Origin of the sequence: Pseudomonas sp. NEEL19 (assembly GCF_028751975.1) — a bacterium.
Classification (GTDB): Bacteria; Pseudomonadota; Gammaproteobacteria; order Pseudomonadales; family Pseudomonadaceae; genus Aquipseudomonas; species Aquipseudomonas juntendi.
In genome coordinates this window covers 4,067,841-4,093,802 of the sequence record NZ_CP081491.1, presented here as the reverse complement: position 1 = coordinate 4,093,802, position 25,962 = coordinate 4,067,841, and the positions used below count along the sequence as shown (strand labels likewise).

The 25,962-nt window shown below is 64.2% G+C and carries 15 protein-coding genes; 4 read left to right on the top strand and 11 right to left on the bottom strand.

Annotated elements, in window-relative coordinates; genetic code table 11:
* Positions 1–146: 146 nt before the first annotated feature.
* The 4 genes from lon to K4A76_RS18135 form a co-directional block, all read right to left on the bottom strand.
* Positions 147–2,567 (bottom strand): endopeptidase La, encoded by a 2,421-nt coding sequence (lon, locus tag K4A76_RS18150; protein ID WP_274410853.1) that lies wholly within the window; start codon positions 2,565–2,567, stop codon positions 147–149.
* A 148-nt stretch (positions 2,568–2,715) separates the two neighbouring features.
* Positions 2,716–5,127, bottom strand: coding sequence for a glucose/quinate/shikimate family membrane-bound PQQ-dependent dehydrogenase (locus tag K4A76_RS18145; RefSeq protein WP_110679982.1), 2,412 nt, complete (start codon positions 5,125–5,127; stop codon positions 2,716–2,718).
* A gap of 28 nt (positions 5,128–5,155) precedes the next feature.
* Positions 5,156–6,490, bottom strand: a complete 1,335-nt coding sequence (locus tag K4A76_RS18140; protein WP_274410851.1) for a carbohydrate porin — start codon at positions 6,488–6,490, stop codon at positions 5,156–5,158.
* Positions 6,491–6,779: 289 nt separating this feature from the next.
* Complete coding sequence (locus tag K4A76_RS18135; protein WP_274410850.1) at positions 6,780–8,819, bottom strand: TonB-dependent receptor; 2,040 nt, start codon at positions 8,817–8,819, stop codon at positions 6,780–6,782.
* A 163-nt stretch (positions 8,820–8,982) separates the two neighbouring features.
* Between K4A76_RS18135 and K4A76_RS18130 the strand changes: the two genes are divergently transcribed.
* Positions 8,983–9,204: a VF530 family DNA-binding protein gene (locus K4A76_RS18130; RefSeq protein WP_003252112.1), complete on the top strand. Its 222-nt coding sequence runs from the start codon at positions 8,983–8,985 to the stop codon at positions 9,202–9,204.
* A gap of 2 nt (positions 9,205–9,206) precedes the next feature.
* Entirely contained in the window at positions 9,207–9,842 is a 636-nt protein-coding gene (locus K4A76_RS18125; RefSeq protein WP_274410849.1) for a Pr6Pr family membrane protein, read from the top strand.
* A gap of 799 nt (positions 9,843–10,641) precedes the next feature.
* Here K4A76_RS18125 and K4A76_RS18120 read toward each other — a convergent pair.
* From K4A76_RS18120 to K4A76_RS18110, 3 genes are all read right to left on the bottom strand, one after another.
* A complete protein-coding gene (locus K4A76_RS18120; RefSeq protein ID WP_274410848.1) occupies positions 10,642–11,403 on the bottom strand; it encodes a siderophore-interacting protein in 762 nt (253 codons plus the stop codon).
* Complete coding sequence (locus tag K4A76_RS18115; protein ID WP_110679986.1) at positions 11,396–11,941, bottom strand: PadR family transcriptional regulator; 546 nt, start codon at positions 11,939–11,941, stop codon at positions 11,396–11,398. Before K4A76_RS18115 ends, K4A76_RS18120 begins: the two co-directional genes overlap by 8 nt.
* Positions 11,942–12,030: 89 nt before the next feature.
* A complete protein-coding gene (locus tag K4A76_RS18110) occupies positions 12,031–15,177 on the bottom strand; it encodes a transglycosylase domain-containing protein (RefSeq protein ID WP_274410847.1) in 3,147 nt (1,048 codons plus the stop codon).
* Positions 15,178–15,488: 311 nt separating this feature from the next.
* Between K4A76_RS18110 and K4A76_RS18105 the strand changes: the two genes are divergently transcribed.
* Entirely contained in the window at positions 15,489–16,907 is a 1,419-nt protein-coding gene (locus tag K4A76_RS18105) for an amino acid permease (protein WP_054911930.1), read from the top strand.
* A 93-nt stretch (positions 16,908–17,000) separates the two neighbouring features.
* On the opposite strand, the gene K4A76_RS18100 is transcribed toward K4A76_RS18105, so the two are convergent.
* Both K4A76_RS18100 and K4A76_RS18095 read right to left on the bottom strand, forming a co-directional pair.
* Positions 17,001–18,620, bottom strand: a complete 1,620-nt coding sequence (locus K4A76_RS18100) for an FMN-binding glutamate synthase family protein (protein ID WP_274410845.1) — start codon at positions 18,618–18,620, stop codon at positions 17,001–17,003.
* Between the two features lie 160 nt (positions 18,621–18,780).
* Complete coding sequence (locus K4A76_RS18095) at positions 18,781–23,055, bottom strand: DEAD/DEAH box helicase (RefSeq protein WP_274410844.1); 4,275 nt, start codon at positions 23,053–23,055, stop codon at positions 18,781–18,783.
* 133 nt (positions 23,056–23,188) lie between these two features.
* Here K4A76_RS18095 and K4A76_RS18090 point away from each other — a divergent pair, with 133 nt between their 5' ends.
* On the top strand, positions 23,189–23,602 hold the full coding sequence (locus K4A76_RS18090; RefSeq protein WP_161891671.1) for an NUDIX hydrolase: 414 nt from the start codon (positions 23,189–23,191) through the stop codon (positions 23,600–23,602).
* Here K4A76_RS18090 and metR read toward each other — a convergent pair.
* Positions 23,586–24,503 (bottom strand): transcriptional regulator MetR, encoded by a 918-nt coding sequence (gene metR, locus K4A76_RS18085; protein ID WP_110679162.1) that lies wholly within the window; start codon positions 24,501–24,503, stop codon positions 23,586–23,588. The two genes, K4A76_RS18090 and metR, sit on opposite strands and share 17 nt — an antisense overlap.
* A gap of 163 nt (positions 24,504–24,666) precedes the next feature.
* On the bottom strand, positions 24,667–25,944 hold the full coding sequence (locus tag K4A76_RS18080; protein WP_230584513.1) for a sigma-54-dependent transcriptional regulator: 1,278 nt from the start codon (positions 25,942–25,944) through the stop codon (positions 24,667–24,669).
* Positions 25,945–25,962 lie beyond the last annotated feature (18 nt).

Here is a 25,962-nt window from a genome sequence, read left to right as displayed (position 1 = left end):
TCGCCGGCAAGCCAGTTCTCACAGGTACCGCGCAAAGCTTGAGGTCTGCACTGCCCCTGTGGGAGCCCGGCTTGCCGGCGATGGGCTGCGAAGCAGCCCAATGGCTGCCATTAAGGCTTAACTGACTGGCATTAGCCCAGGGCCTGTCAGAACAGTACTTTCGCCACGTCGGCAAAGCGTTTGGCAAAATGCACCGTCAAACCTTCGCGCAGGAAGTCCGGCAGTTCCTCGAAGTCGCCGCGGTTAGGCTCTGGCAAGATCAATTCGAAGATCTTCTGCCGCCGTGCCGCGATCACTTTCTCGCGCACCCCGCCAATCGGCAGCACCTGGCCGGTGAGGGTAAGTTCGCCGGTCATGGCCACACCTTTCTTCGGTGCCTGGTTGCGGGCCAGCGACAGCAGGGCACTGGCCATGGTGATGCCAGCGCTCGGCCCGTCCTTGGGGGTGGCCCCTTCAGGCACATGCAGGTGAATGAAGGCTTCGTTGAAGAAACCGGGGTCACCCCCGAACTGCTTGAGATTGGAGCTGACGTAACTGTAGGCGATTTCGGCCGATTCCTTCATCACATCGCCCAGCTTGCCAGTCAGCTTGAAGCCGCGGTTGAGGGTGTGGATGCGGGTTGCCTCGATCGGCAAGGTCGCGCCGCCCATGCTGGTCCAGGCCAGGCCGGTGATCACACCTTTGCCAGCCAGCACCTGCTCGCTGCGGAACACCGGCATGCCGAGTGCGGCTTCCAGGTCCTTGGTGCCGATTTTCAGCTTGGCTTCCGGGTTTTCCAGCAGCTTGACCACCGCCTTGCGCACCAGCTTGCCCAATTGCTTTTCCAGCTGGCGCACCCCGGCCTCTCGGGCGTAGCCCTCGATCACCGTGCGCAGCGCGCTGTCGCTGATGCTCAGGCTGGCCTTGGCCACCCCGGCCTTTTGCAACTGCTTGGGCCACAGGTGGCGCTTGGCGATGGCCAGTTTTTCTTCGGTGATATAGCCGGACAGGCGGATCACTTCCATGCGGTCCAGCAACGGGCCGGGGATCGAGTCCAGGGTGTTGGCGGTGCACACGAAGAGCACTTTCGACAGGTCCAGGCGCAGGTCCAGGTAGTGGTCGAGGAAGTCGACGTTCTGTTCCGGGTCGAGGGTTTCCAGCAGCGCCGAGGCCGGGTCGCCCTGGTAGCTCTGGCCCATTTTGTCGATCTCGTCGAGCATGATGACCGGGTTCATCACTTCGACATCCTTCAACGCCTGCACCAGCTTGCCGGGTTGGGCGCCGATGTAGGTGCGGCGGTGGCCCTTGATCTCGGCTTCGTCACGCATGCCGCCGACGCTGAAACGGTAGAAAGGCCGGCCGAGCGACTCGGCAATCGACTTGCCGATACTGGTCTTGCCCACGCCGGGCGGGCCTACCAGCAGCACGATCGAGCCACTGATCTCGCCCTTCCAGGCGCCAACGGCGAGGAACTCGAGGATGCGTTCCTTGATGTCGTCGAGGCCTGCATGGTGCTGGTCGAGTACCTTGCGCGCGTGCTTGAGGTCGAGCTTGTCCTTGCCGTGGATGCCCCATGGCAGGGCAGTGGCCCATTCCAGGTAGTTGCGGGTAACGGCGTATTCGGGCGAACCGGTTTCCAGAATGGCCAGTTTGCCCATTTCTTCATCGATGCGTTTGCGCGCCTGCTCGGGCAGGGTCTTGCCTTCCAGGCGCTGCTCGAACTGCTCCAGGTCGGCACTGCGGTCGTCCTTGGTCAGGCCCAGCTCCTGCTGAATGACCTTGAGCTGTTCCTTGAGGAAGAACTCGCGCTGATGCTCGCCAATCTGGCGGTTCACCTCGGCCGAAATCTCGTTTTGCAGGCGGGCGACTTCGACCTCCTTGCGCAACATGGGCAGCACTTTTTCCATGCGCTTGAGCATGGGCACGCAGTCCAGCACTTCCTGCAACTGGCCGCCGGTAGCCGAGGTCAGCGCGGCGGCGAAGTCAGTGAGCGGCGACGGGTCGTTAGGGCTGAAGCGGTTGAGGTAGTTCTTCAGCTCTTCGCTGTAAAGCGGGTTGAGCGGCAGCAGTTCCTTGATCGCGTTGATCAGGGCCATACCGTAGGCCTTGACCTCGTCGGTAGGCTCGGCGGGCTGGCGCGGGTATTCCACTTCGACCAGATAGGGCGGGCGGTGATGCTTGAGCCAGGTACGGATACGCACCCGGGTCAGGCCTTGGGCCACGAACTGCAGCTTGCCGTTTTCACGGCTGGCATGGTGCACCTTGACCAGCGTGCCGTATTGCGGCAATGCCGATGTATCGAAGTGGCGGTGGTCTTCTGCCGGCGTGTCCATGAAGAACAGGGCCAGGCAGTGGTCAGGGGACTTGGCGACCAGATCAAGGGTTTCCGCCCAGGGCTCTTCGTTGACGATCACAGGCAGTACCTGGGCCGGGAAGAACGGGCGGTTGTGGATCGGAATCACATAGACCTTGTCCGGCAGTTGTTGGCCGGGCAGGGCGAGGGCGTGGCCGGCTTGGGCCTGGGGGGTGGTGTGTTCGACTTCGCTGTGTTCGTCGGGGTGTTCCGGGAAATCCTGCTGGTCGCTCATGGGGCACCTGCGTGAATGACTATGGTGCTTAGATGGGGCGCAGGGGATTGGGTTTCAAGTTTCAAGCTGCAAGCTGCAAGCTGCAAGAAAAAAGCGGGACCGCATTGGCCCCGCTTTTACTTGCGGCTTGTAGCTTGTGACTTGCAGCTTATTCAGCCAATTTGTAAGCGATGATGTAATCGCCCATCCGCGTACCCAGCGAGCCATGCCCGCCCGCGGTCACCAGCACATATTGCTTGCCGTCCTTGCCGGTGTAGGTCATCGGGGTAGCTTGGCCACCCGCTGGCAGGCGGGCTTTCCACAGTTCCTTGCCGTTGTTCACGTCGTAGGCGCGCAGGTATTGGTCGAGGGTCCCGCTGAGGAAACCGACGCCGCCTGCGGTCACGATCGAGCCGCCCATGCTGGGCACGCCAACCGGCAGGCCGATCGGCACGGGTGTGCTGTCACGGGTGGTGCCGTTCTTGTGCTTCCACACGACTTTGTTGGTGAACAGGTCGATGGCGGCCACGTAGCCCCAGGCCGGGGCCTGGCACGGCACGCCCAGGGGCGACATGAACGGGTGCATGGTCACGGCATACGGGGCACCGGTGTTCGGCTGCACGCCGCTGGTTTCGCTTTCGCGCTTGCTGCCCTCGGCAACCTGTTCACGCGGCACCATCTTCGACACGAATGCCATGTAGTTGGGCGAGGTGAACAGCAACTGGCGCACCGGGTCGACCGATACGCTGCCCCAGTTGAACACGCCTACGTTGCCTGGGTAGACCAGCGAGCCCTGCTCGGACGGTGGGGTGTACTGGCCCTCGTAGCGCAGTTCGCGGAACTGTATGCGGCACAGCATCTGATCGAACGGGGTGGCGCCCCACATGGCTTGTTCGGTCAGTTCCGGGCCCAGCAGGTTGAGGTCGGAACGGGCCTGGGTCGGCGAAGTGTGGTCGCCTTTCACCGCACCTTGCGGCGTGGGGATTTCACGGATCGGCACGATTGGCGTACCGTCGCGGCGGTCGAGCACATACAGGCTCCCCTGCTTGGTCGGCACGATGATCGCCGGTTTCACGCCATCGTCGGTCTTCAGGTGCACCAGGGTCGGCTGGCTGCCGACGTCCATGTCCCACAGGTCGTGGTGGGTGAACTGGTAGTTCCAGCGGGCCTTGCCGGTCGCAAGGTCCAGGGCCACCACACCTGCGCTGTACTTCTCGGCGCCTGGGGTGCGGTCAGCGCCCCACTGGTCTGGGGTCTGGTTACCCAGCGGCAGGTAGATCATGCCGAGGTCTTCGTCGACACTGGCGATCGACCACATGTTGGCCGAGTTGCGGCTGTACATCTTGCCGGGGGCCAACGGCTTGGTGTCTTCCGGGTTGTTGCTGTCCCAGTTCCACACCAGGTGGCCGTCGTGCACGTCGTAGGCGCGGATAACGCCAGATGGCTCGTTGGTGGACTCGTTGTCGGTGACATGGCCGCCGATGATCACCAGGTCGCGGGTAATGGCCGCGGGCGAGGTGGAGTAATAGCCGCCGGCGGTGAACGGGCCGATGCCGGTTGTCAGGTCGATCACACCCTGGTTGGCGAAGCCTTCGCAGACCTTGCCGTTGTCGGCGTTGATGGCGATCAGGCGCGCATCTGCGGTGGGCAGATACAGGCGGCGCGGGCAGGCCTGCGCCACGGCTTGGCCGGCGTCGCTGATTTTCGGGGCCGGGCTGCCGTCGCGGCTGACGTAGCGGTTCTCGTCATAATACGAAACCCCGCGGCAGGTCATGTGGGCAAAGCCTTTGAAGGTGCCGGTGGGGCTCTTCACCTGCGGGTCATAGCGCCAGATTTCCGCGCCGGTGTCCGGGTCGAGTGCCAGCAGGCGGCTATGCGCGGTGCAGGCATACAGCATGCCGTTGACTTTCAGCGGGGTGTTCTGGTTGGTCAGCTCGACCGGGTCGTTCTCGGTCGGCAGGTCACCGGTGCGGATGCGCCAGGCTTCTTCCAGGCGGTAGGCGTTCTGCGGGGTGATCTGGCGCAGTGGCGAATAGCGGTCGCCATGCTCGGTGCGGCCATAAGCCTGCCATTCGCCGTCCGGCATGCTCGGCGCGGCGCTGGCCATCTCGCTGCTGTCGCGGCCCAGTTCGCCAAACACCTCACCCGGGTGGGTGAACTGGCTGCCCAGGGCGCAGGCGCCTGCGGCCACCACGGCCACGCTGAGCACCGCCGTGTTGGCAGTGCTGGCCGGGCCGATCAGCGGGCGGCGTGCCCACGGTAGCAGCAGGACCACGCCGATGGCGAACCAGATGGCCAGGCGCGGCACCAGTTGCCACCAGTCCAGGCCGACTTCGAGCAAGGCCCATACCGTGCTGCCTAGCAGCACCAGGCCGTACAGGCCCAAGGCAATGCGCCGTTGGGCCAGCAGCAGAATGCCCGACAAGGCAAAGCCGATACCGGCAACAAGGTAGTACAGCGAGCCGCCCAGCTGGCTCAACTTGATGCCGCCGGCCAGCAGGGCCAGGCCCATCAGCAACAGCAGCGCGCCAATCAGGCGCGGTAGCCAGCGGCTTCCAGTGTTGGCACCTTCAGTGCTCATTTCAGGTTCTCCGTCACGTCAAAAAAATTCAGAAACTGCTTTGGATCTTCAGGCCACCGACCAGGGCGCCATCGACTTGCGACACGCCGCCGGGGTGGCGGATGTACTGCAGGTTCGGGCGGACCGTGAGCCAGTTGGCCACATGAATGCCGTAGTACAGCTCGGCGCTGTATTCCGTGTCTTGCACAGGCAGGAAGCCGGGGTTGTCGTAATCGTCAAGGCCGGCTGCCTGGTTGGCCAGGCGGGCGTTCTTCCGGTAGCCAGGGTTGACGTGCACGCGGGCGAGGGCGAAGCCGATGTCGTCCTTGGCGCGGGCATCGAAAGGCCCTTTGAATACCAGTCCAGCCTGAACATAGTTGTCGATGACATTGGTTTTCTTGTCGTGCATCGTTGCGTTGGCGAACAGGCTCAGGCCACGCGAATGGTCGGAGGCCAGTGCAGTCACCTGCTGCTGGGCGCCGAGCCACACGCCATGCTTGCTCGAGCTGCTGCGGTAGGCGCCGCCGCTCAGGGCTGCCGGCTGGCCGTTGCTGTCCTTGAGAACATCGTGTGCCTTGGCATTACTGTAGTAGTAGCCGGCGCGATATTCCCCTTTCAGGCCTTTGACGCGCGGGCTCCATACCAGTTCGACTGGCATGACCGCACCTTGGGTGCCGCTGCCACTGAGCTTGAAGCCGTTACCTGACTCGAGGTTGGACGGGTTCTGTTCGAACACGCCAACCTGCGCGTACAACGTGGGGCTGAGGTTGTAGCGCACGCGCAGGGCCCATTGGCTGACCGGCCAGTTGTACCAGATGCCACCCACCCAGTTGCCCACCTGCGAGCCGCAGAAGGCCAGGTTCTGGAAGTCACAGGGGAAACTGTTGAAGTTCTCGCCTTCGCCGAAACGGCCGAATTTCACGTCCAGTGCGCCGTCGAAGTACTTCTGCTTGATCCACATTTGCGTCAGCCGCCAGGTTTCACCGCGGCCCCATACTTCCTGGGCCGAGGTAAAGCCACCCACGCGTGGGTCGTTGATGCGGTCGTTGCTGATGTTGTCGCCGTGGCGTTCGGTGATGGTCAGCTGCACTTCGGTGTCGTGCCAGCCAAGGATCTTGTCCAGGTCCAGGTGGCTGCCAAAGGTGAACTGGTCGCTGTAGCGCGCGGTACGGTCATGGTCGTAGCCACCGTGCAGGTTGCTGCCCATCTCGCCGGTGTAGCCGAGGGTGAAGTCGTAGCCTTGTTCAAGCAACCGGGTGCGGGTGCCGCCCCAGTCGCCGAGCATCCACTGGGAGTCGTTGGCGAACATTTCGCTGGCGCAGGTGGGGGTCGCCAAGGCAGCAAGGGCGACGCCTATGTAACAGGTTTTGGGCAGTTGGAGCATGAGATAGCGCTATCTTCTGATTATTGAAAAAACGGCAAGCGCATCGAAAGGCGTGGCTTTCAATGGATGTGGCAACGTGGGAGTTCAGTGAAGCGTTTCAGCTTGCGGCGGGGAGGATATAGGGGAAGGCGTCAGAAAAAAAGACAAATTGTCGCAGGTCATTATTGTTCAATTGGTAATAATGTCCGTAGGGCTCTACTCTGCGCAGTTCCTGCGCCTACCCAGGTGTGGCGCAGTACGTGTAGGAAATGGCTTGCCGGCGATTGGGGCGCAAAGCGCCCCCACCATTTCAGAAGGTGGTACGCAGGCCCACTTCCACACTGCGCCCCGGTGCTGGCGCGATATCGCGCAGAATCGAGCTGGCATAGCGCACGGTCTGGTCGGTCAAGTTCTCACCGCGCACGAACGCCAGCCACTGGCTCTGGCCAATATCGAAGCGGTAGCCAACGCTGGCCCCCAGGGTGGTATAGCCATCGGTGCTGCTTTCGTTGGCCGGCTTGCGGTGCTGAGAGGCGGCGTGCTGCACGTCCACCCGGGCCTGCCAGCGGTCCAGCTCCCAGATCAGGCCACTGTTCAGGCGTAGCGGAGCAATACGGGGCAGCGGTTCGCCGCTGTCAAGGTTCTTGGCCCGGGTGTAGTCACCCGACAATTCCAGGGCAAAGCTGCCATAACGGTTCTCGACCAGCTGCCAGCGGTCCTGGGCCTCGATGCCGTAGAAGCGTGCCCGCACACCTTGGTACTGGTACTCCGGGAAACCGTCGTCGTGATCATGGTCAGCTTCGTCGTGGTCGTGATCATGCCCGCCTTCGCGCAGGTTGCCGGTGCCGATCAGGCCGATGTAATTGCGGAAGTGGCTGTAGAACAGCCCGACGCTGCCCTTGTGCGTACCGTTGTCGAAGCGTAACGCCAGGTCGGCGGAAATGGCCTTTTCCTTGTTCAGGCTGGCATCACCGACTTCATAGGCACCGGTGGCGACGTGGGCGCCATTGGCATACAGCTCGTAGAAGGTCGGGGCGCGTTCGGTATAGCCAAGGTTGGCCGCCAGCGACCAGACCGGGTCGAGCTGGTACACCGCGCCCGATGACAGGCTGAACGCATTGAAGCTGCTGGCGCTGGTGGCGTCGACGAAGTTCTCGTTGCCTTTGGCATCCGGGTCCACGCGGGTGTGTTCCATGCGTGCGCCCAGGCTCAGGTTCAGGCGCTCGGTCGCTTGCCACTGTTCGAGCATGAACAACGCCAGGCTGTCGGTATCGGTGTGCGGCACGAAGGCCTCTTCGCCCAGGGCAGAGAATTCGTTGCGGCTGACTTGCGCACCGATCACGCCCTCCACCGGCCCGAGCGGTTGGTGGCGGGCTTCGATACGCGCTTCGTAGCCTTTGTTCTTGAACGTGGTGTGAACCTCGCCTTCCTCGATTTCGCTGTGTTCGTAGTCGGTGTAGCCAGCATCGACCTTGACCGAGCTGAACGGGCCGTCGAGGTCGCGCAGTTCGGAGGCGAAGGCGTAGTGGTCCTGTTTCATGTCCAGGCGCACGCCGGATTCGGCCACCGAGCCGTAGTTGCTGTCGTAGCGGCTGTACGACAGGCCGGCGTAACCGTGGTCCCAGTGGTAGGCACCGCCGATGGCGCCGCCATCCTGGCGGCCATCGCTGTTTTCCAGGCGGTGCTTGCTGCCGGGCTCTTCGGCATCGCGCACTTTCGCGCTACGGGCGTAGCCAGGGATGCGCAGGTCATTGAACTGACGGCTGTTGGCATCCAGGTGCAGGGCGAACGTGCCATCGCCGGCTTCTAGCTTGCCGGCGCTGCTGCGGGTGGTGTCGGCGCCACCGTAACGCAGTTCACCGGCGCCTTGAATGCCCTCGATGGGGGCGTCCGGGATACGGTTGTCAAAGGTGTTGACCACGCCGCCAATGGCGTTGCCGCCGTACAGCAGTGCGGCAGGGCCGCGCACGATTTCGACACGATCGACGGTCACCGGGTCCAGCGGCACGGCATGGTCGTAGGACAGCGAGGAGGCATCCAGGGCGCCTACGCCGTTGCGCAGGATGCGAATGCGGTCGCCATCCAGGCCACGAATGACCGGGCGGCTGGCGCCAGGGCCGAACCAGGTCGAGGCGACACCGGGCTGTTTGTTCAGGGTTTCACCGAGGCTGCCGTGCTGCTGTTGCAGCAGGTTGTCGCCTTCGAGCACGGTGCTGGGCGCGGCCAGTTGGCGGTTGCCCAGCGGGTTGGCCGTGATCACCTGGGGTTCAAGTTCCACCGCGTGGCTAGGCGAAGCGGCCAGCCAGAGCGCGACGGCAAGGGGGGAGAGGCGAAGCGGTGCAGACAACATGAGAGTGGGACGTTCCTTGGCAGATGCTCATATAGTGTTACAACATAACATAACTATTTCAGCACAGAGGTTTCTTCCCTGGCCAGCGTTTTTCTGCGGCCTCGCCGGATCCCACCCGCCACTACACTCGTGTAAGGTGCGCATCTTTCCCACGGAGTACAGCATGAGCACGGCCCAACACAACGCGCTGCACGGCAAGACCCTCGAACAGATCCTTACCGAGCTGGTGGCGCATTACCAATGGCAGGGCTTGGCCGAACGCATTGACGTGCGTTGCTTCAAGAGCAACCCGACGATCAAGTCGAGCCTGACCTTCTTGCGTAAAACCCCTTGGGCGCGGGAAAAGGTCGAGCAGTTGTACGTGAAGCTGCAGCGTCAGGCCTGAACGTGCTGCGGCGACCTTGGCTGACCGGCATGGCGGTGCTGGGCTGGTTCGGCCTGACCGTGCAGGTGTACCTGGTACTGCTGGCGCGTTGGCAGGAGCAGGCCAGCCTGATCGACGGCCTGATCAACGTGTTTGGCTATTTCACGGTGTTGACCAACACCTTGGTGGCCACGGTGCTTAGTTATGCGGCGTTTGGCCGCGAAGGCCGGGCCAGGCATTTTTTTCTGTCGCCGTCGGTGAGTTCCGCGGTGGCCGCGAGCATTGTGCTGGTAGCGCTGGCCTACAGCGTGTTGCTGCGCCACTTGTGGCAGCCAGAGGGCTGGCAATGGCTGGCCGACGAGTTGCTGCACGACGTGATGCCGGCGCTGTACGCCTTGTACTGGTGGTGTGAGGTGCCCAAGGGCCATTTGCGTCTGCGGCACCTGGCGCTGTGGGCACTCTACCCGGCCGTATACTTTGGCTACGCCTTGTGGCGGGGTAGCGAGATTGGCCTGTACGCCTACCCGTTCATCGATGTGGCGAGGCTGGGGTACGGGCAGGTGCTGCTCAATGCTCTGGGCGTGCTGGCGGGGTTCTGGGGGATCGGGCTGGTGTTGCTGGGGCTGGATCGTTGGCGTGGGGCGCAAAAGTTTGCTTAGCCTGTGCCGGCCTCTTCGCGGGTGAACCCGCTCCTACAGGAATACCACAGTCTTCAAGGCTGGTGATGTACCTGTAGGAGCGGGCTTGCCCGCGAAGAGGCCGTAACAGGCTGAAGCCGATTATTCGTCGTCCCCAGCTCCGTCGGCCTCTTCGCGGGTGAACCCGCTCCTACAGGAATATCACAGTATTCAAGGCTGGTGATGTACCTGTAGGAGCGGGCTTGCCCGCGAAGAGGCCGTAACAGGCTGAAGCCGATTATTCATCGTCCCCAGCTCCGTCGGCCTCTTCGCGGGTGAACCCGCTCCTACAGGAATACCACAGTCTCCAAGGCTGGTGATGTACCTGTAGGAGCGGGCTTGCCCGCGAAGAGGCCGTAACAGGCTGAAAACGATTATTCGTCTTCCCCAGCCCCGTCGGCCTCTTCGCGGGTGAACCCGCTCCTACACGAATACCACAGTCTTCAAGGCTGGTGATGTACCTGTAGGAGCGGGCTTGCCCGCGAAGAGGCCGTAACAGGCTGAAGCCGATTATTCGTCGTCCCCAGCTCCGTCGGCCTCTTCGCGGGTGAACCCGCTCCTACAGGAATACCACAGTCTCCAAGGCTGGTGATGTACCTGTGGGAGCGGGCTTGCCCGCGAAGAGGCCGTAACAGGCTGAAAACGATTATTCGTGCGCCCAGCTCCGTCGGCCTCTTCGCGAGTGAACCCGCTCCTACAGGAATATCACAGTCTCCAAGGCTGGTGATGTACCTGCGGGAGCGGGCTTGCCCGCGAAGAGGCCGTAACAGGCTGAAAACGATTATTCGTCGTCCCCAGCCCCGTCGGCCCGCCAGTAAGCCGCGGCTTTCAAAGCATCTTCGGGCACGCCTTTTTCCAGCAGCACCGCCTTGGCCTGGCGGGTCAGGGTTTTTTCCAGCGCTACCCAGGCGTACAACCGGCCTTGCGGCAAGGTCAGGTTCTGCACCAATGCCAGCAGGTCTTCCTCGTGGCGGCGTACCCAGATCACCTCGACCTGCGCCTTGCTCGGCAGCGGCTGGCGCTCCTGCTCATCCTCGATCTGGATCACCGCCAGCACCTGGCGGCCAGCGGGCAGCTCCTCGAGCCGCCTGCCGATTGCCGGGATGGCCGTTTCATCGCCGATCAGCAAGTAGCTGTCGAACACATCCGGCACCACCAGTGAAGCGCGTGGCCCGGCGATATTCAGGGTTTGCCCAACCGCGGCCTGCGCCGCCCACGTGGCGGCAGGGCCGTCGCCATGCAGGACGAAGTCGATGTCCAACTCGTTGGCCATCAGGTCTATGCGCCGTGGCGTGTATTCACGCATGGTGGGCCGTACGCCACTGTCCTTGCCCAGCTTGCGGGCCTCGATGGCCTGTTGCTGCTCCGGGGTTTCGCCGAACAGCAGCTTGATATGGTCGTCGCTGCCCAAGCTGGTGAAGCCTTGCAGTTCAGCCCCGCCCAACGTGATACGGCGCATGCGCGGGGTAAGCTCGGTGACCCGCAGCACCTGCAGGCAGCGCTGGCGAATCTCGTGGTTGACGCGGTGAATGCTGTTAGTCATGGAGCGTCTCCGTAGCAGCGCCGGCCGGCCCGGAAGCGATGGCTTTGGCGGTGTGGTTGAGCAGGTCGCGAACCCTGTCGATTTCTTCAGGTGTCCAGCGGCCGCTGTGCATGTGCAGCGCATGGCGCAGGTTGCCCACCGCTTCGTGAATTTCAGGCGGGCGATCGTGGCCGCGCAAGGCGCGCTTGCTGACTTCGATGCGCATGCGCACGCCGTCCAGCGCCACCGCTTGGTCCGCCAGTGCACCGCGGCCGGCCTCGGTGATGGCATACAGGCGCTTGCTGCCCTGCACCTGGCCGCTGATCAGCTCGGCTTCTTCAAGAAAATTCAGCGTGGGGTAGATCACCCCGGGGCTCGGGCTGTAGCTGCCTTCGAACAGGTTCTCGATCTGGCGGATCAGGTCGTAGCCATGGCCGGGCTGGCTTGCGAGCAAGTCGAGCATCAGCAACTTGAGGTCACCGGGGGCAAATACACGGGGGCCGCGTTCGCCGCGCCCGGGGCGCCGTTCGAAGGGGTCATGGGGGGTATGTTCACGCATGGGAATAGGGGCTCCTTCTTTGCGATATATCGTAAGATATTACTCAAGATATATCTAAAGACAAGCCCTCAATTGCTGATGATTCTCATCTAATTGTTCGATTCGTCCGCTTTCGTGGTCGAGTTGGCGGCCACTTCCGGGGGCTTGCACTCGTTCGGATTGCCCGGCTGCAGGTATGGCATGAGGATCGGTGCCATGCCCTTGAGTACCTGCACCGGCAGCGCCGAAGTGAACTTGAATGCCTCTGCCGAGCGTCCTGGCACGAAGGCGGTCAAGGTGCCGAAATGGTTTTCGCCCAGGAAGAACACGAAGGTGGCGGTGCGGTTGAGCGACCGCGAGCCGATCAGCCGGCCGCCGGCGCCGAAGCTTTCGATGCGGTTGTCACCGGTACCGGTTTTGCCGCCCATTACCAAGGGCGTGCCGTCCTGCAGCTTGAAACTGCCGGAAATGCGCCGCGCGGTGCCGGCATCGACCACCTGCGACATGGCACCTTTGAGGGCGCGTGCCACCTCGACCGGCAGAATCCGCACCCCCCGGTCCGGGTCGCTGATCAGTTTGGTTTCGTAGGGGGTGTTGGCGGCAAAATGCAGGGTGTCGATGCGCAGTGTGGGCAGGCGGATGCCATCATTCTGGATGATCCCGACCAACTCCGAGAGGGCGGCAGGGCGGTCGCCCGAGCTGCCGATGGCGGTCGCCAGCGACGGCACCAGGTGGTCGAACGGGTAGCCCACGCGCTTCCAGCGCTGGTGGATGTCGAGGAACGCTTCGATTTCCACCATGGTGCGAATGCGGCTGTCGCGAGCGCCCTGGTGGCGGCTCTTGAACAGCCAGCCGTAGACCTCCTGGCGCTCGAAGCGGCTGGCGTTGACCATCTCGCTCAAGGTCGAACTGGGGTTCTTCAGCAGGTAGCCGAGCAGCCACAGGTCCAAGGGGTGGACCTTGGCAATGTAACCCTGGTCGGGCAGGTCGTACTTGCCCGGGCCATAGGCTTCGTACATCTCGGCCAGCCGGCCATCGCTGAGTTTGCCCAGGGCGCTCTTGTCCCCCTTGAGGTGGGCGCGGACAAAGGCATTGAACGTTTGCTGGCCCGCTTCGGGGAACAGGTAGCGGTGCACGGCGGCCAACCGTTGCGGGGTCACGCGCATGCTGTCGAGGAAGGTATCCAGGCGCTGTTGCGAGGTCTTGCGCTGGTATTTCTTCCAGAAGCGCATCAGGTAGTTGGTGCCTTCCTTGTCGGCAAAGCGCGCCAGGTATTCCTGGCGACGCGGGTCGGCGTCATCCTTGAGCAGCGGTACGCGGTTGTAGGGCTGCTGGTAGGTCACATAGCGCACCAAATCGCGCATCAGGCGGATGAAGGGCAAGTTGATCGACTCGCGCAGGGCATCCTTGAGCGTGGGGTTGCGGCTGTTGTCTTCCTTGCGGAAGTTGTTGAACACATGCATGCCGCCGCCGGTGAAAAACGCCTCGCCGGTGCTGGCCGAGTACTTGCGCTCCAGGGCGGCGTCGAGCATGGCATCCAGGCTCTGGTTCTTGCTGTTCTGCGCCAGCCAATCCAGTGACCATTGGGTGATGCGGTCAAGCTCGGCGACGTCGACCTTTTTCAGCTCGGCGACAGGCTTGCCGGCATACTTGTCGTGCAGTTCGGCAATGATCTCCAGGTAGGTCGTCAGTACCCGCAACTTCGCCGTGGAGCCCAGCTCCAGCTTGCTGCCTTCGTTGATGTCGAATGGTTGGTCGGTACTGTCGGTCTGCACCCTGACCCGCGAGCCATCGGCGGTGCGTTCGAACAGGGTGAAGCTGTAGCTCACCTGGTCGGTGGTCTTGGCGGTGAGCAGGCGCTCGCCGATCAGGCCGATCTGCGCAGCGAAAGCCGGGTCGGCAAGGTTTTTCAGGTATTGGCTGACCTGCAATTGCAGGTCGGCCTGCAGGGTGCTGGTAGCCGAGACATCGAGGCGGTCGAGGTCGTACAGCGGGCGGTTGAGCATGGCCGCCAGGCGGTTGCGCGCCAGGCTGATACCCTTGTTGGTGACGATGGGCACGATGGTCGGTTGCGCCACCCAGTCGCGGTACACCGCCTTGCTGGCCAGCGCTGCGTCGGCCAGTGGCTGGTCGATGACCTTGTTGGCGGCGAGCACGCGGATGTGCGAATCGGTCAGCTCGGCCAGTTCCACCCGGCCTTTGGACAAGTAATGCGAGGGCCGCCGCTGGGCAATCATCAGCGACAGCACCTGGCGCAGGGCCAGGCCACGCGCCGCCATGCTTTGCGGGTCGGTGGCGGTGGACGTCAGCACCTGGTTGACCTGGTCGAAGTCGGCGCCGTACCACACCCGCAACCCCTCGGCCATGCCGTGCACCTCGCCGTGGCCAGGCACGGCCGACAGTGGCACGCTATTGAGGTAGTCACGCACGATGCGTTTGCGCGCCTCGGTGGTGTCGGGGCCGCCCTGGTACGCGCGCACGCTGGCCGAAATCATCTGGCGGATCTTCTCGGCCCCCGATACGGTCAGGCCATCTGGGGAGTGGCGATACTTTTCCAGTTGCGTGGCCAGGGTGCTGCCACCCGCCGACTGGCCGGGCAGCGCCAGGTACTTGGCCACCTGGCTGTAGGCGGCCTTGGCGAAGCGCGGCCAGTCCACGGCCGGGTTGTTGCGCGGGTCTTGGGTGTCGAGCAGGTCGCGGTTCTCGATGAACAGCAGACTATTGACCATCACGGGCGGGATGGCGGCGAAGTCAGGGTACAGGTGCTGCGGGTAGTTGTACTGATAGAGCGTGTCGCCACGGCAGTCGGTGATCGACAGGCCCGCCTGGATCTTCTCGATATAGGGCACGAAAAGCCCGTGCTCGACGTAGTTCATCAACGCCGGGGAAAACCTGACCTGTTCGCTGATCAGGTAGTCGCGCTTGAGCAGGCGCGGCAGAAATTCACCCAGGGCACTGTAGCCCAGGCGTTTGTCGAACGGCCCGTCACCGGGGTAGATGATGGCGTCGCTGGGGCCGGGCTGCAGCGAGTAGGTGAGGGTGCTGGCGAGCTTGCTGAATTCCCGCGACTGCAACTCGGACGTGCGAAATTCGTCGTAGGCGGCGAAGCCGACAGCCACCAGCGCCACCAGCACGATGAGGATGATCAGCCGCCACCATAGCCGACGCTGCCGGGGGGGCTTGCGTTGTGGCGTCTCGGCCGGCGGTGTCTCGGGTGCTTCCGTTCTGCTTGGTTCCGATTGCCACAGTGCGCCCATAGTCTTCAATCCGGCCAGGTATTTTCGTCTTGCTTGCCTGAAGCTTAGACGGTGAGCGGGTAGGCGGAAACATTTGTCGGCGCTGATCAAGGTACCGGGGGCTCCGGAGAACTCGCTGATTATTCATGGATATACAGCGAAAACCCCTTCAGCGGTCTTCCTATACTGCTCGCCCCTTCGCCCTGCCGGGTTGCGCTGACCCGGCCCGCAGGCCGGCCCAAGAGGCCAGCTTGGCAAGCCAAGGCCACGCCTATCGGCGTGGCGGGTGCTGCACGAAGGCAAATCCAATAACAAAATGAGGTTGAATCGCTATGCCAGTCGGCAACCACCCTGCCCATGGCCAGCCCACCCAAGGCGGCCCGCTCAAGCGTGAACTGGGCGAACGGCATATCCGTCTGATGGCGCTGGGCGCCTGTATCGGTGTCGGTCTTTTCCTAGGCTCGGCCAAGGCCATCGAAATGGCCGGCCCGGCCATCATGCTGTCCTACATCATCGGTGGCCTGGCCATTCTGGTGATCATGCGCGCCCTTGGTGAAATGGCCGTGCACAACCCTGTCGCCGGCTCGTTCAGCCGCTATGCGCAGGACTACCTTGGCCCGCTGGCGGGCTTTCTCACTGGCTGGAACTACTGGTTCCTGTGGCTGGTGACCTGTGTTGCGGAAATTACCGCGGTAGCCATCTACATGGGGATCTGGTTCCCCGACGTGCCCCGCTGGATCTGGGCCCTGGCGGCGCTGGGCAGCATGGGGGCGGTCAACCTGGTAGCGGTCAAGGCCTTCGGCGAATTCGAGTTCTGGTTCGCCCTGATCAAGATCGTCACCATCATCGCCATGGTGCTGGGCGGCGTCGGCATCATTGCCTTCGGCCTGGGCAATGACGGTGTGGCAGTGGGCATCGCCAACCTGTGGAGTAACGGCGGCTTCATGCCCAATGGCGTGACCGGCGTGCTGATGTCGCTGCAGATGGTGATGTTCGCGTACCTGGGCGTGGAAATGATCGGTTTGACTGCCGGTGAAGCCCGTAACCCGCAAAGAACCATTCCGCAGGCCATCGGCTCGGTGTTCTGGCGCATCCTGCTGTTCTATGTCGGTGCGTTGTTCGTGATTTTGTCGATCTACCCGTGGAACGAAATTGGCAGCCAGGGCAGCCCGTTCGTCATGACCTTCGAGCGCCTGGGCATCAAGACCGCCGCGGGCATCATCAACTTCGTGGTCATCACCGCGGCGCTGTCCTCATGCAATGGCGGCATCTTCAGCACCGGGCGCATGCTCTATAGCCTGGCGCAGAACGGCCAGGCCCCGGCGGCCTTCGCCCGTACCTCGAACAACGGGGTACCGCGCAATGCGCTGCTGCTGTCCATCGGCGCGCTGCTGCTGGGTGTGCTGGCCAACTACCTGGTGCCGGAGAAGGTCTTCGTCTGGGTGACGTCGATTGCCACCTTTGGCGCGATCTGGACCTGGGTGATGATCCTGCTGGCGCAGTTGAAATTCCGTGCCGGCCTTACCCCTGCCGAGCGCCAGGGGCTGAAGTACCGCATGTGGTTGTGGCCGCTGAGCTCTTACCTGGCATTGGCGTTCCTGGTGCTGGTGGTGGGCCTGATGGCGTACTTCGAGGACACCCGGGTGGCGCTGTACATCGGCCCGGCATTCCTGGTGCTGCTGACCGTGCTGTACCACGTGTTCCGGTTGGCACCCAAAAACGTGCAGGGTACGGCCAGTACCGCTTCCTGACCTGAGTTGGCCGGGGCCGCGCTGCGGCCCATCGCCGGCAAGCCAGCTCCCACAGGGATCGCAGCAGGGCTGCCAAGCAGCCCCCGGGGCGCGTCAGGCCGCCACCTCACTGTGCGGCTCGAAGCTGTCGGCCCTGGCCAGCTGCCACATGCGCGAATAGAACTGGCCATCCACCTCGCCGGTGAGCAGCTCGCCCGGCTTGAGGAACACATGCATCTGCGAGAACAGCTTGATCTCGGTGGCCGAGATGCGGCGCACCAAGTGCTTGGCCTCCAGCTGTGCAGGGTGTTCCAGGCCAGCCGCCGCCAGCATTTCTGCCAGCGCGCGCAAGGTGTTGTGGTGGAAGTTCAACACCCGCTGGGCCTTGTCCGGCACTACCAGCGCACGTTGGCGCAGCGGGTCTTGCGTGGCCACGCCAGTGGGGCATTTGTTGGTGTGGCAGCTTTGCGACTGGATGCAGCCAATGGCGAACATGAAGCCGCGCGCCGAATTGGCCCAGTCGGCGCCAATGGCCAGTACACTGGCGATGTCGAAGGCGCTGACGATCTTGCCGCTGGCGCCCAGCTTGATCTTGTCGCGCAGGTTCAGCCCGACCAAGGTGTTGTGCACGAACAGCAACCCCTCACGCAGGGGCACGCCAATGTGATCGGTGAATTCCACCGGCGCCGCGCCGGTGCCGCCTTCCTTCCCATCGACGACGATGAAATCCGGCAGGATACCGGTCTCCAGCATGGCCTTGGCGATGCCCATGAACTCCCACGGGTGGCCCAGGCAGAACTTGAAACCCACCGGCTTGCCGCCGGACAGTTCGCGTAGCTGGGCGATGAACTGCATCATCTCGATGGGGGTGGAAAAGGCGCTGTGCCGTGACGGCGAAATGCAGTCTTCGCCCATCAGCACGCCACGGGTCTCGGCAATTTCCTGGGTGACCTTGTGCTTGGGCAGGATGCCGCCATGGCCAGGCTTGGCGCCCTGGCTCATCTTCACTTCGATCATGCGCACCTGCGGGCTACGGGCTTGTGCGGCGAAGCGCTCAGGGTCGAAACGCCCGTCCGCGGTGCGGCAGCCAAAGTAGCCGCTGCCCAGTTCCCATACCAGGTCACCACCGTGTTCACGGTGGTACGGGCTGATGCTGCCTTCGCCAGTGTCATGGTGGAAGTTGCCCAGTTTGGCGCCCTGGTTGAGCGCGCGGATAGCGTTGGCGCTGAGCGAGCCGAAGCTCATGGCCGAGATGTTGAAAATCGAGGCCGAATACGGCTGGCTGCACTGCGGCCCACCAATGATGATGCGGAAGCTGGCCGGGTCGGCCAACGGCGCCGGGCGCATGGAGTGGCCAATGAACTCGAAGCCGGACTGGTACACATCGATCAAGGTGCCGAACGGTTTGTCGGAAGCTTCGTCCTTGGCCCGGGCATACACCAGCGAGCGCTGCGCACGGGAGAACGGCAGTGCGTCGCTGTCGGACTCCAGCAGGTACTGGCGGATCTCCGGGCGGATGGCCTCTACCAGGTAGCGGATGTTGCCCAGGATGGGGTAGTTGCGGCGCACGGCGTGGCGCTGCTGCAGCAGGTCGAACAGCCCGATCAGGCTGAGAACGCCGGCGGTCAGGGTGAAGGGCCACAGCCATTCATGCTGGCTGAAGGGCAGGCTCGCCAAGGTGAACAGGACACAGGCGGCGAAGAAGGCATAGCGGCTGAGAAGTGAAAGGCTCATACGGGGTCCTTGCGATGGCGCGGTCAGGCTCAGGGCCTGGGGGCAAACCCCGACCTTAGCCAAGTTGCCGGGCGCTGCAAATTAAAATCGGGGTAGCGAAAATCATTCTCGCCACGCCAAGCCTCAGCAGCCCTGGCCCATGCTCGGCAAGGCAGGCTGTTTACGGTGCCCCGCGCAGCAGCTTCTGTCGCCAGCTTTCCTGCTCGTGCGCGGGCGCCTCGCTCAGGTACACAGGGCGCCCGGCCACGCGCTTGGCCACTGGCACGCCGTCGCGGTACAGCAGGCGGTTGCCGCTCACCGCCGGCACCTTCACCCCCGGCAGCAACGAGCCGATCAGGTTCAGCGGATCACTGGCACTGACCACCTGCAATGCACCGTCCGCCTCGCGCCGGCGTACCTGGCGCAGCAACCCGACCGCCTCCGGCAAGGCAAATTGTTCACCGGCCAACCCGGCAATGAAGCGCCCCCCACGGATCTCGCCGCGCGCCTCCAGCCGGTGGTAGCAGCGCAGCAGTTCCCGCCACGGCGGCAGTACATCGCTCTCGCGCTCCAGCAGCCGCCAGCACACCACGCCATAGCGCCTTAGCAGGGCGTGGGCGATATGCTCCAGGCGCTGGCTGTCATCCGCCGTGCCCTGGCGCAGCAATGCCCAGCGCCCGGCATGGGACATGCTGCTGGACAACGGTGCGTGGCCGCGCCGGCGGGTGCGTGAAGCGCGTTTCGCCGCCGGGGCAATCAGGCTGCGCAGGCCAGTGAAGCTGTCGGCACCTACCAGGCCGGCACCCACCAGTTCCTGCAACGCTGTTTCCAGTTCGCTGGGCAGCAGGCGGGCATCGTGGGTCAGTTCGTCGAAGAACAACGCGCCCTGAGCCTGCAGCACCTCATGTACCCGCTGCGCCCGTGCGCCAAGGCTCTGTACGGCAGGCGCGGGCGCCAGGCTGCGCCACAGCCCAAGGTGCTCCCGAGGCAGCAACACCAGCGGGGTGCTCGACAAGGTGCTGCCTGAGCGGCTCGCGGCCAGCCGGCTCCAGGCGAATTGCCCGCTGCGGCACGCATCATCGAGCCAGTGGGGGCTGTAGTCGTGGATGCGTGCGGGCAGCAGTTCGGCCTCCCAGGCTGCGGCTGCACTGGGGAAGCCCTGCAACTGCCCAAGCACTTCGGCTACAGCCTGCGGGCCACGCAGCCGCGTGTCAGGTGCCAGGTGCTGCCAGTCGAACAGAAAACGCATGAAGTCCTGCAGGCTGACCGGCTCGATTTCGCGACGCAAGCGCTTGACCGTGTAGCGGTGGATGCGTGCCAGCAAATGGCGTTCGCACCATTGCAGCTCGCTGGCGGCCGGGCTGAAGTAGCCGCGCAGCACATAACCTTCGGCTTCCAGGCGGGCCAGGGCCTGTTCGACTGCCTGCGGCGGCATGCCCAACGGCGCGGCGATCTGTACCAGCGTCTGCGGGCCATGGGCGCTCAGGCGGCCACGCAGCAGTTCCCCCAGGGCATTGTCGGGCTCGATGGGCTGGTCGAAGCCAGGCAACTGTTCCAGCGCCGGTTCGAGGGGCGTCGCCGGGTAGATCGCCTGCAGCAGGTTCAGGCGCTCGCGGGCCAGCCACAACTGCTCGCGGGGCAGGCGCAAGGCGCGGCCGGCCTTGGCCAGTTGCCTGAGGAACAGGTTCCAACCAGGGTTGGCGCTGACCTGCGCCTGGCTGATGGCGCCCAGGCTCATCAAGGTTTCGTGCATTTCGTCGCTATTGCGCGGCTGCGGCCAGGCCTCGGCGGCCACGGCAGCGATGGCGTCGGCGTCCAGTGCGCCCAGGTCGTCACTGCTGTGCACCTCGTTCCAGCGCCGGTTGAGCACCGCCTGGGTACGCCGCTCTTCCAGCGGTGCGTCGTCGAGGAACGTATATGGCCGGGCATTGAGAATGGCCGACGCCAGCGGCGATGGCGCAGGCAGATCGCGGCACAGCAGGCGTACCGCCCCGCTTTCCATGCGCCTCAACAGGGCCAGCCAGCCCGTGCAATCCAGGGCCTCGTGCAGGCAGTCGTCGAGGGTCTGCTCGACCAGCGGGTGCTCGGGTATCTGCCGCTCGCCGGCGATATTTTCCAGGCAGGCGATCTGGTCGGGAAACACCGCGGCAACCAGGTCTTCGCTTTTCATGCGCTGGATTTGCGGCGCTACTTTGCGCCCGCCCACGAAGCGCGGCAGGGCCATGGCGACACTGGCGTTCCAGCGCCAGCGCACACCGAACAGTGGCGCTTCGAGCACGGCCTGTATGAGGAGGGCTTCCGCGGTGCCGCTTTTCAGGTAACGCCAGACCTCGTCGAGGTCGAAACTGTGGCTGGTGGACAGCGACAGCACGATGGCGTCCTCGCTGGCGGCCGCCTGCAGTTCGAAATTGAAGGTGCGACAGAAGCGTTTGCGCAAAGCCAGGCCCCAGGCGCGATTGATGCGGCTGCCGTAGGGCGAATGGATGATCAGCTGGGTGCCGCCGGAGGCATCGAAGAAACGCTCCATCACCAACGTTTCCTGCGAGGGCAGGGCACCGAGCACGTCGCGGGTACGGGCCAGGTAGTCGAGCAACTGCTCGGCGCAGTCTTCGCCCAGCTCGAACGTACCCTGCAGCCATGCCGACACCGCGCGGGTATCGCCGTCGGCCAGCGTCAGCTGCTGGTCAAGCTGTGCCTGCAGCCTGGCCACGGCCGCGGACAGTTCGTCGCTGCGGCCAGGCGCCTCGCCGAGCCAGAACGGAATGGTGGGCGGCAGCCCTTGGGCATCCTCCACCCGAACCCGGCCCGACTCGACGCGCAGAATGCGGTACGAGGCATTGCCCAGCTGGAAGATGTCGCCTGCGATGCTCTCCACCGCGAAGTCTTCATTGACGCTGCCAATGTTCAGCGCCTGCGGCTCCAGCAATACGCTGTAGTCGGCGTTGTCCGGAAGGGTGCCACCGCTGGTCAGCGCGGTCAGCTGGCTGCCGCGGCGGCCCCGCAATGTGCCGCTTACCGCATCGCGGTGCAGGTAGGCACTGCGTACGCCCTGGCGGCCGTTGTAGCCCTCGGCAAGCATGCGCAGCAGGGCCTGGTAGTGCTGCTGGTCGAGGTGGGCATAAGGTGTGGCCTGGCGCAGGCAGTCGAACAACGCCTGTTCGTGCCACGGCTGGTTGCAGGCTTCGGCGACGATCTGCTGGGCCAGCACGTCCAGGGGCGCCCGGGGTATGTGCAGCGCCTCCAGTTCCCCCCGGCGTACGCAGTCGAGCAGGGCCACGCACTCGATCAGGTCGTCACGCGATGTCGGGAACAAGCGCCCTTTCGGCACGCCATCGACCTGGTGGCTGGCGCGGCCAACCCGTTGCAGGAAGGCGGCAATCGAACCCGGCGAGGCCACCTGGCAGACCAGGTCGATGTCGCCAATGTCGATGCCCAGCTCCAGTGAAGCGGTGGCCACCAGTACCTGCAACTGGCCGTGCTTGAGCCGTTGCTCGGCGCTCAGGCGCAGCTCCTTGGCCAGGCTGCCATGGTGCGCGGCCACGGCATCCTTGCCCAGGCGGTCGCTGAGGTGGCGGGTGATGCGCTCAGCCAGGCGCCGGGTGTTGACGAATACCAGGGTGGTGCGATGCTCGCGGGCCAGGGCTGCCAGGCGGTCGTAGACCAGGCCCCAGACATCGGTGGCCATGACCGCCCCCAACGGTACCGGCGGCAGCTCGATGGCCAGGTCGCGTGGCCGGGCATGGCCAACATCGACAACCGCGCAGGGCCGGCCGCTTCCGACCAGAAACTGCGCCACCCGCGCCACCGGGCGCTGTGTGGCAGACAGGCCGATACGGCGCAAGGGCCGGCCTGCCAGGGCCTGCAAACGTTCCAGGGTCAGCGCAAGATGCGCCCCGCGCTTGTTGCCGGCCAAGGCGTGGATCTCGTCGACGATTACCGTATGCACGTTGCGCAGGCCTTCACGACCAGACGCCGAACCCATCAGTACATACAGGGATTCAGGGGTCGTGACCAGAATGTGCGGTGCCAGCTTGCGCATGGCGGCGCGTTCTTTTTGCGGGGTATCGCCGGTGCGCACGGCGGTAGTGATGCGGGGTGCAGCCAGGCCCTGTTCTGCCAGGGCCTGGCTGATACCCTCGAGCGGGGCTTGCAGGTTGACGCGGATGTCATTGGACAGCGCCTTGAGCGGCGAAACATAGACCACCTGGGTCTGCGCCGGCAGCTGACCCTGCTGCGCCAGGCCCTGGCAGAACAGTTCATCGAGCACGGCCAGGAACGCGCTCAGGGTCTTGCCCGAGCCGGTGGGTGCGGCCAACAGCATCGACTGGCCGCCATGGACCAAGGGCCAGGCCCGGGCCTGGGCATCGGTAACGGTTGCGAAGTGGCGGCCGAACCAGGTGCGTACGGCGGGGTGGAACAGTTCGAGCACCGGGTGCTGTTGGGCGGGCAGGTTCATGGGTTGGTTATGGAGGGGCATGGGCGCTTTGGCAAGGGGCCGTTCGTCTGGCCGGCACCCGCGACAATGGTCTTGTCAGCCCAAGCGAGCCCGTGGGATCCTCCCCGGCCATTGTTGCCAGCGAGTTCAGCCCATGCCCAATACCATTCGCATCGCCGCCGCCCTGTTGCTCGACCCGCAGGGGCGCACCTTGCTGGTGCGCAAGCGTGGCACCGAAGCCTTCATGCAGCCGGGGGGCAAGATCGATGCGGGTGAAACGGCGCTGCAGGCACTGGTGCGCGAACTGCACGAGGAATTGGGCCTGCACATCGACCCGGCCCAGGCCGTGTACCTGGGCCAGTTCAGTGCCACGGCCGCCAATGAGCCCGGCTTCGAGGTGCAAGCCGAGCTGTTTCGGGTCGACAGCGCCGCTGCCGTGGTCCCGGCGGCAGAAATCGAGGAGGTGGTATGGCTGGCTGCAGATCAGGCGCCAGACCAGCCACTGGCGCCCTTGACCCGCGACCTGATCCTGCCGCTGTACCGCCAGTTGCTCAACGCACCGCGCTGACGCCGTCGAGGGTGGCGAAGGAGGTGTCCTTGGCGGTCAGCAGAAAGTCGCGCATGTACGGCGCATCGAGCATGTCGGTGCGCACAGCGGCGTAAAGCGTGGCAAACAGGCCTTTCTCGCCCAGGCGCTTGCCTTTCACATAACCCCGCGCGCTGTACTCATGCAAAGCCCAGTGCGGCATGCCGCAGACGCCCCGGCCGCTGGCGACCAGTTGCATCATCATTACCGTCAGCTCCGAGGTGCGCACAGCGGCCGGCTCGATGTCGGCCGGCTCCAGGAAGCGGGTGAAGATGTCCAGGCGGTCGCGCTCCACCGGGTAGGTGATCAGGGTCTGGTCGAGCAGGTCATGGGGCACGATATACGGCTTGCTGGCCAGCGCATGCTGGTTGGCGACCGCCAGCATGGCTTCGTAGGTGAACAGCGGCACGTAGGTGATGCCGGCCAGGTCCACCGGGTCGGAGGTCACCACTAGGTCAAGGTCACCACGGGCCAGGGCTGGCAAGGGTGCAAAGGCGAAGCCGGAGGCCAGGTCCAGTTCGACTTCCGGCCAGGCATCGCGGAACTGGTCGATGGTCGGCATCAGCCACTGGAAACAGCTGTGGCATTCGATTGCCATGTGCAGGCGCCCGGCGGTACCGCCGGCCAGGCGTGCGATGTCGCGTTCGGCACCCCGTAGCAACGGCAGGGTGGCATCGGCCAGTTGCAGCAGGCGCAGCCCGGCGCTGGTAAAGCGTATCGGCTTGCTCTTGCGTACGAACAGCGGCAGGCCCAGGCGTTCTTCCAGCTCCTTGAACTGGTGAGACAGCGCCGACTGGGTCAGATGCAGGCGCTCGGCGGCTTCCACAAGGCTGTCGGCCTCGCGCAAGGCATGAAGGGTTTTCAGGTGGCGGATCTCCAGCACTGCTGACTCCGGGGTGTGAATGGGGTGAACGAAGCAATGAGTTGAGTTTCGCTCATGTTGGCAACGCTGTCGACTGGGCGTAGCGCCGCACCGCCTGCGGCGAGCCCCACACCCACTGGGGCCCGAATACCCGCGCCGCAGGCGCTTCACACCGTTGTTGAGGTCAACCGAGGCCGTATTTTTTGACCTTGTCGAACAGCGTGGTCTTGGCCATGCCCAGCTCCTGGCTGGCCTGGCTGAGGTTGCCGCCGGTGCGTTGCAGTGCATCGCTGAGCAGGTTGCGTTCGAACGCCTCCACTGCCTCGGCAAAGCCCAGGCCTTGGCTGGCCCCCCCGCTGGGCCCTTTCTTGAACGCCGGCAGGCCCAGGGCGTAGCGTTCGGCCACGTTGCGCAGTTCCCGCACATTGCCTGGCCAGTCGTGGGCGAGAAGGCGGGACAGGGTCTGGCTGTCCAGGGTCGGTGTTTCCCGATCGAAGCGCAGGGCCGATTGCTGCAGGAAGTGCTCGAACAATTGCAGGATGTCTTCGCGGCGCTCGCGCAGCGGTGGCAACTCCAGGGTCACCACGTTCAACCGGTAGTACAGGTCGCTGCGGAACTGACCGCTCTGGCCCAGGCTATCGAGGTCGGCCTTGGTTGCCGCAATCACCCGGCAATCCACGGCAATGCTCTGGTTCGACCCCAACCGTTCCAGGGTGCGCTCCTGCAAGACGCGCAGCAGCTTGATCTGCAGGTTGATCGGCATGCTCTCCACCTCGTCGAGGAACAGCGTGCCGCCATTGGCGTGTTCGATCTTGCCGATACGGCGCTTGCCGGCACCGGTGAAGGCGTTGGCCTCGTGGCCAAAAATCTCGGTCTCGAACAGGTTTTCCGGCAGGCCGCCACAGTTCAGCGCCACGAAGGGCTGGCCCTGGCGACGGCTGAAGTCATGCAGGCAGCGTGCGACCAGTTCCTTGCCGGTGCCGGTCTCGCCCTCGATGAGCACGTTGGCCGAGGTGTCGGCCACATTGGCAATCAGCTCGCGCAGGTGCTCCATGGCCGGCGAGCGGCCGATGATACGGCCTTCCAGGCTGCTCTGTTCGGCCAGCTGGCGGCGCAAGGCAACCACTTCGCGCGACAGCCCCCGTTGCTCCAGGGCGCGGCGCACCACGTCGACCAGGCGTTCCGGGGAGAACGGCTTCTCCATGAAGTCGTAGGCACCATTGCGCATGGCGCCTACGGCCATGTCGATGTCACCGTGGCCGGTGATCAGTACCACAGGCAGGCTGCGGTCGCGGGCCTTGAGGCGGTTGAGCAGCTCCAGGCCGTCGATGCCGGGCAGGCGGATATCGCTGACGACGATACCAGCGAAATCGTCGCCGATGCGCTCCAGCGCCTGCTCGGCACTGCCCACACCTTCGCAGGCGATGTCCTCCAGGGCCAGTGCCTGCTGGCAGCCGAGCAGCACATGCGGGTCGTCTTC

Coding starts and splice junctions, on each gene's coding strand:
- K4A76_RS18110 (WP_274410847.1), bottom strand. CDS start 15,177: ATGGGCGCACTGTGGCAATCGGAACCAAGCAGAACGGAAGCACCCGAG.
- K4A76_RS18095 (WP_274410844.1), bottom strand. CDS start 23,055: ATGAACCTGCCCGCCCAACAGCACCCGGTGCTCGAACTGTTCCACCCC.
- K4A76_RS18100 (WP_274410845.1), bottom strand. CDS start 18,620: ATGAGCCTTTCACTTCTCAGCCGCTATGCCTTCTTCGCCGCCTGTGTC.
- K4A76_RS18105 (WP_054911930.1), top strand. CDS start 15,489: ATGCCAGTCGGCAACCACCCTGCCCATGGCCAGCCCACCCAAGGCGGC.
- K4A76_RS18120 (WP_274410848.1), bottom strand. CDS start 11,403: ATGACTAACAGCATTCACCGCGTCAACCACGAGATTCGCCAGCGCTGC.
- lon (WP_274410853.1), bottom strand. CDS start 2,567: ATGAGCGACCAGCAGGATTTCCCGGAACACCCCGACGAACACAGCGAA.
- K4A76_RS18115 (WP_110679986.1), bottom strand. CDS start 11,941: ATGCGTGAACATACCCCCCATGACCCCTTCGAACGGCGCCCCGGGCGC.
- K4A76_RS18145 (WP_110679982.1), bottom strand. CDS start 5,127: ATGAGCACTGAAGGTGCCAACACTGGAAGCCGCTGGCTACCGCGCCTG.
- K4A76_RS18135 (WP_274410850.1), bottom strand. CDS start 8,819: ATGTTGTCTGCACCGCTTCGCCTCTCCCCCCTTGCCGTCGCGCTCTGG.
- K4A76_RS18130 (WP_003252112.1), top strand. CDS start 8,983: ATGAGCACGGCCCAACACAACGCGCTGCACGGCAAGACCCTCGAACAG.
- K4A76_RS18090 (WP_161891671.1), top strand. CDS start 23,189: ATGCCCAATACCATTCGCATCGCCGCCGCCCTGTTGCTCGACCCGCAG.
- K4A76_RS18140 (WP_274410851.1), bottom strand. CDS start 6,490: ATGCTCCAACTGCCCAAAACCTGTTACATAGGCGTCGCCCTTGCTGCC.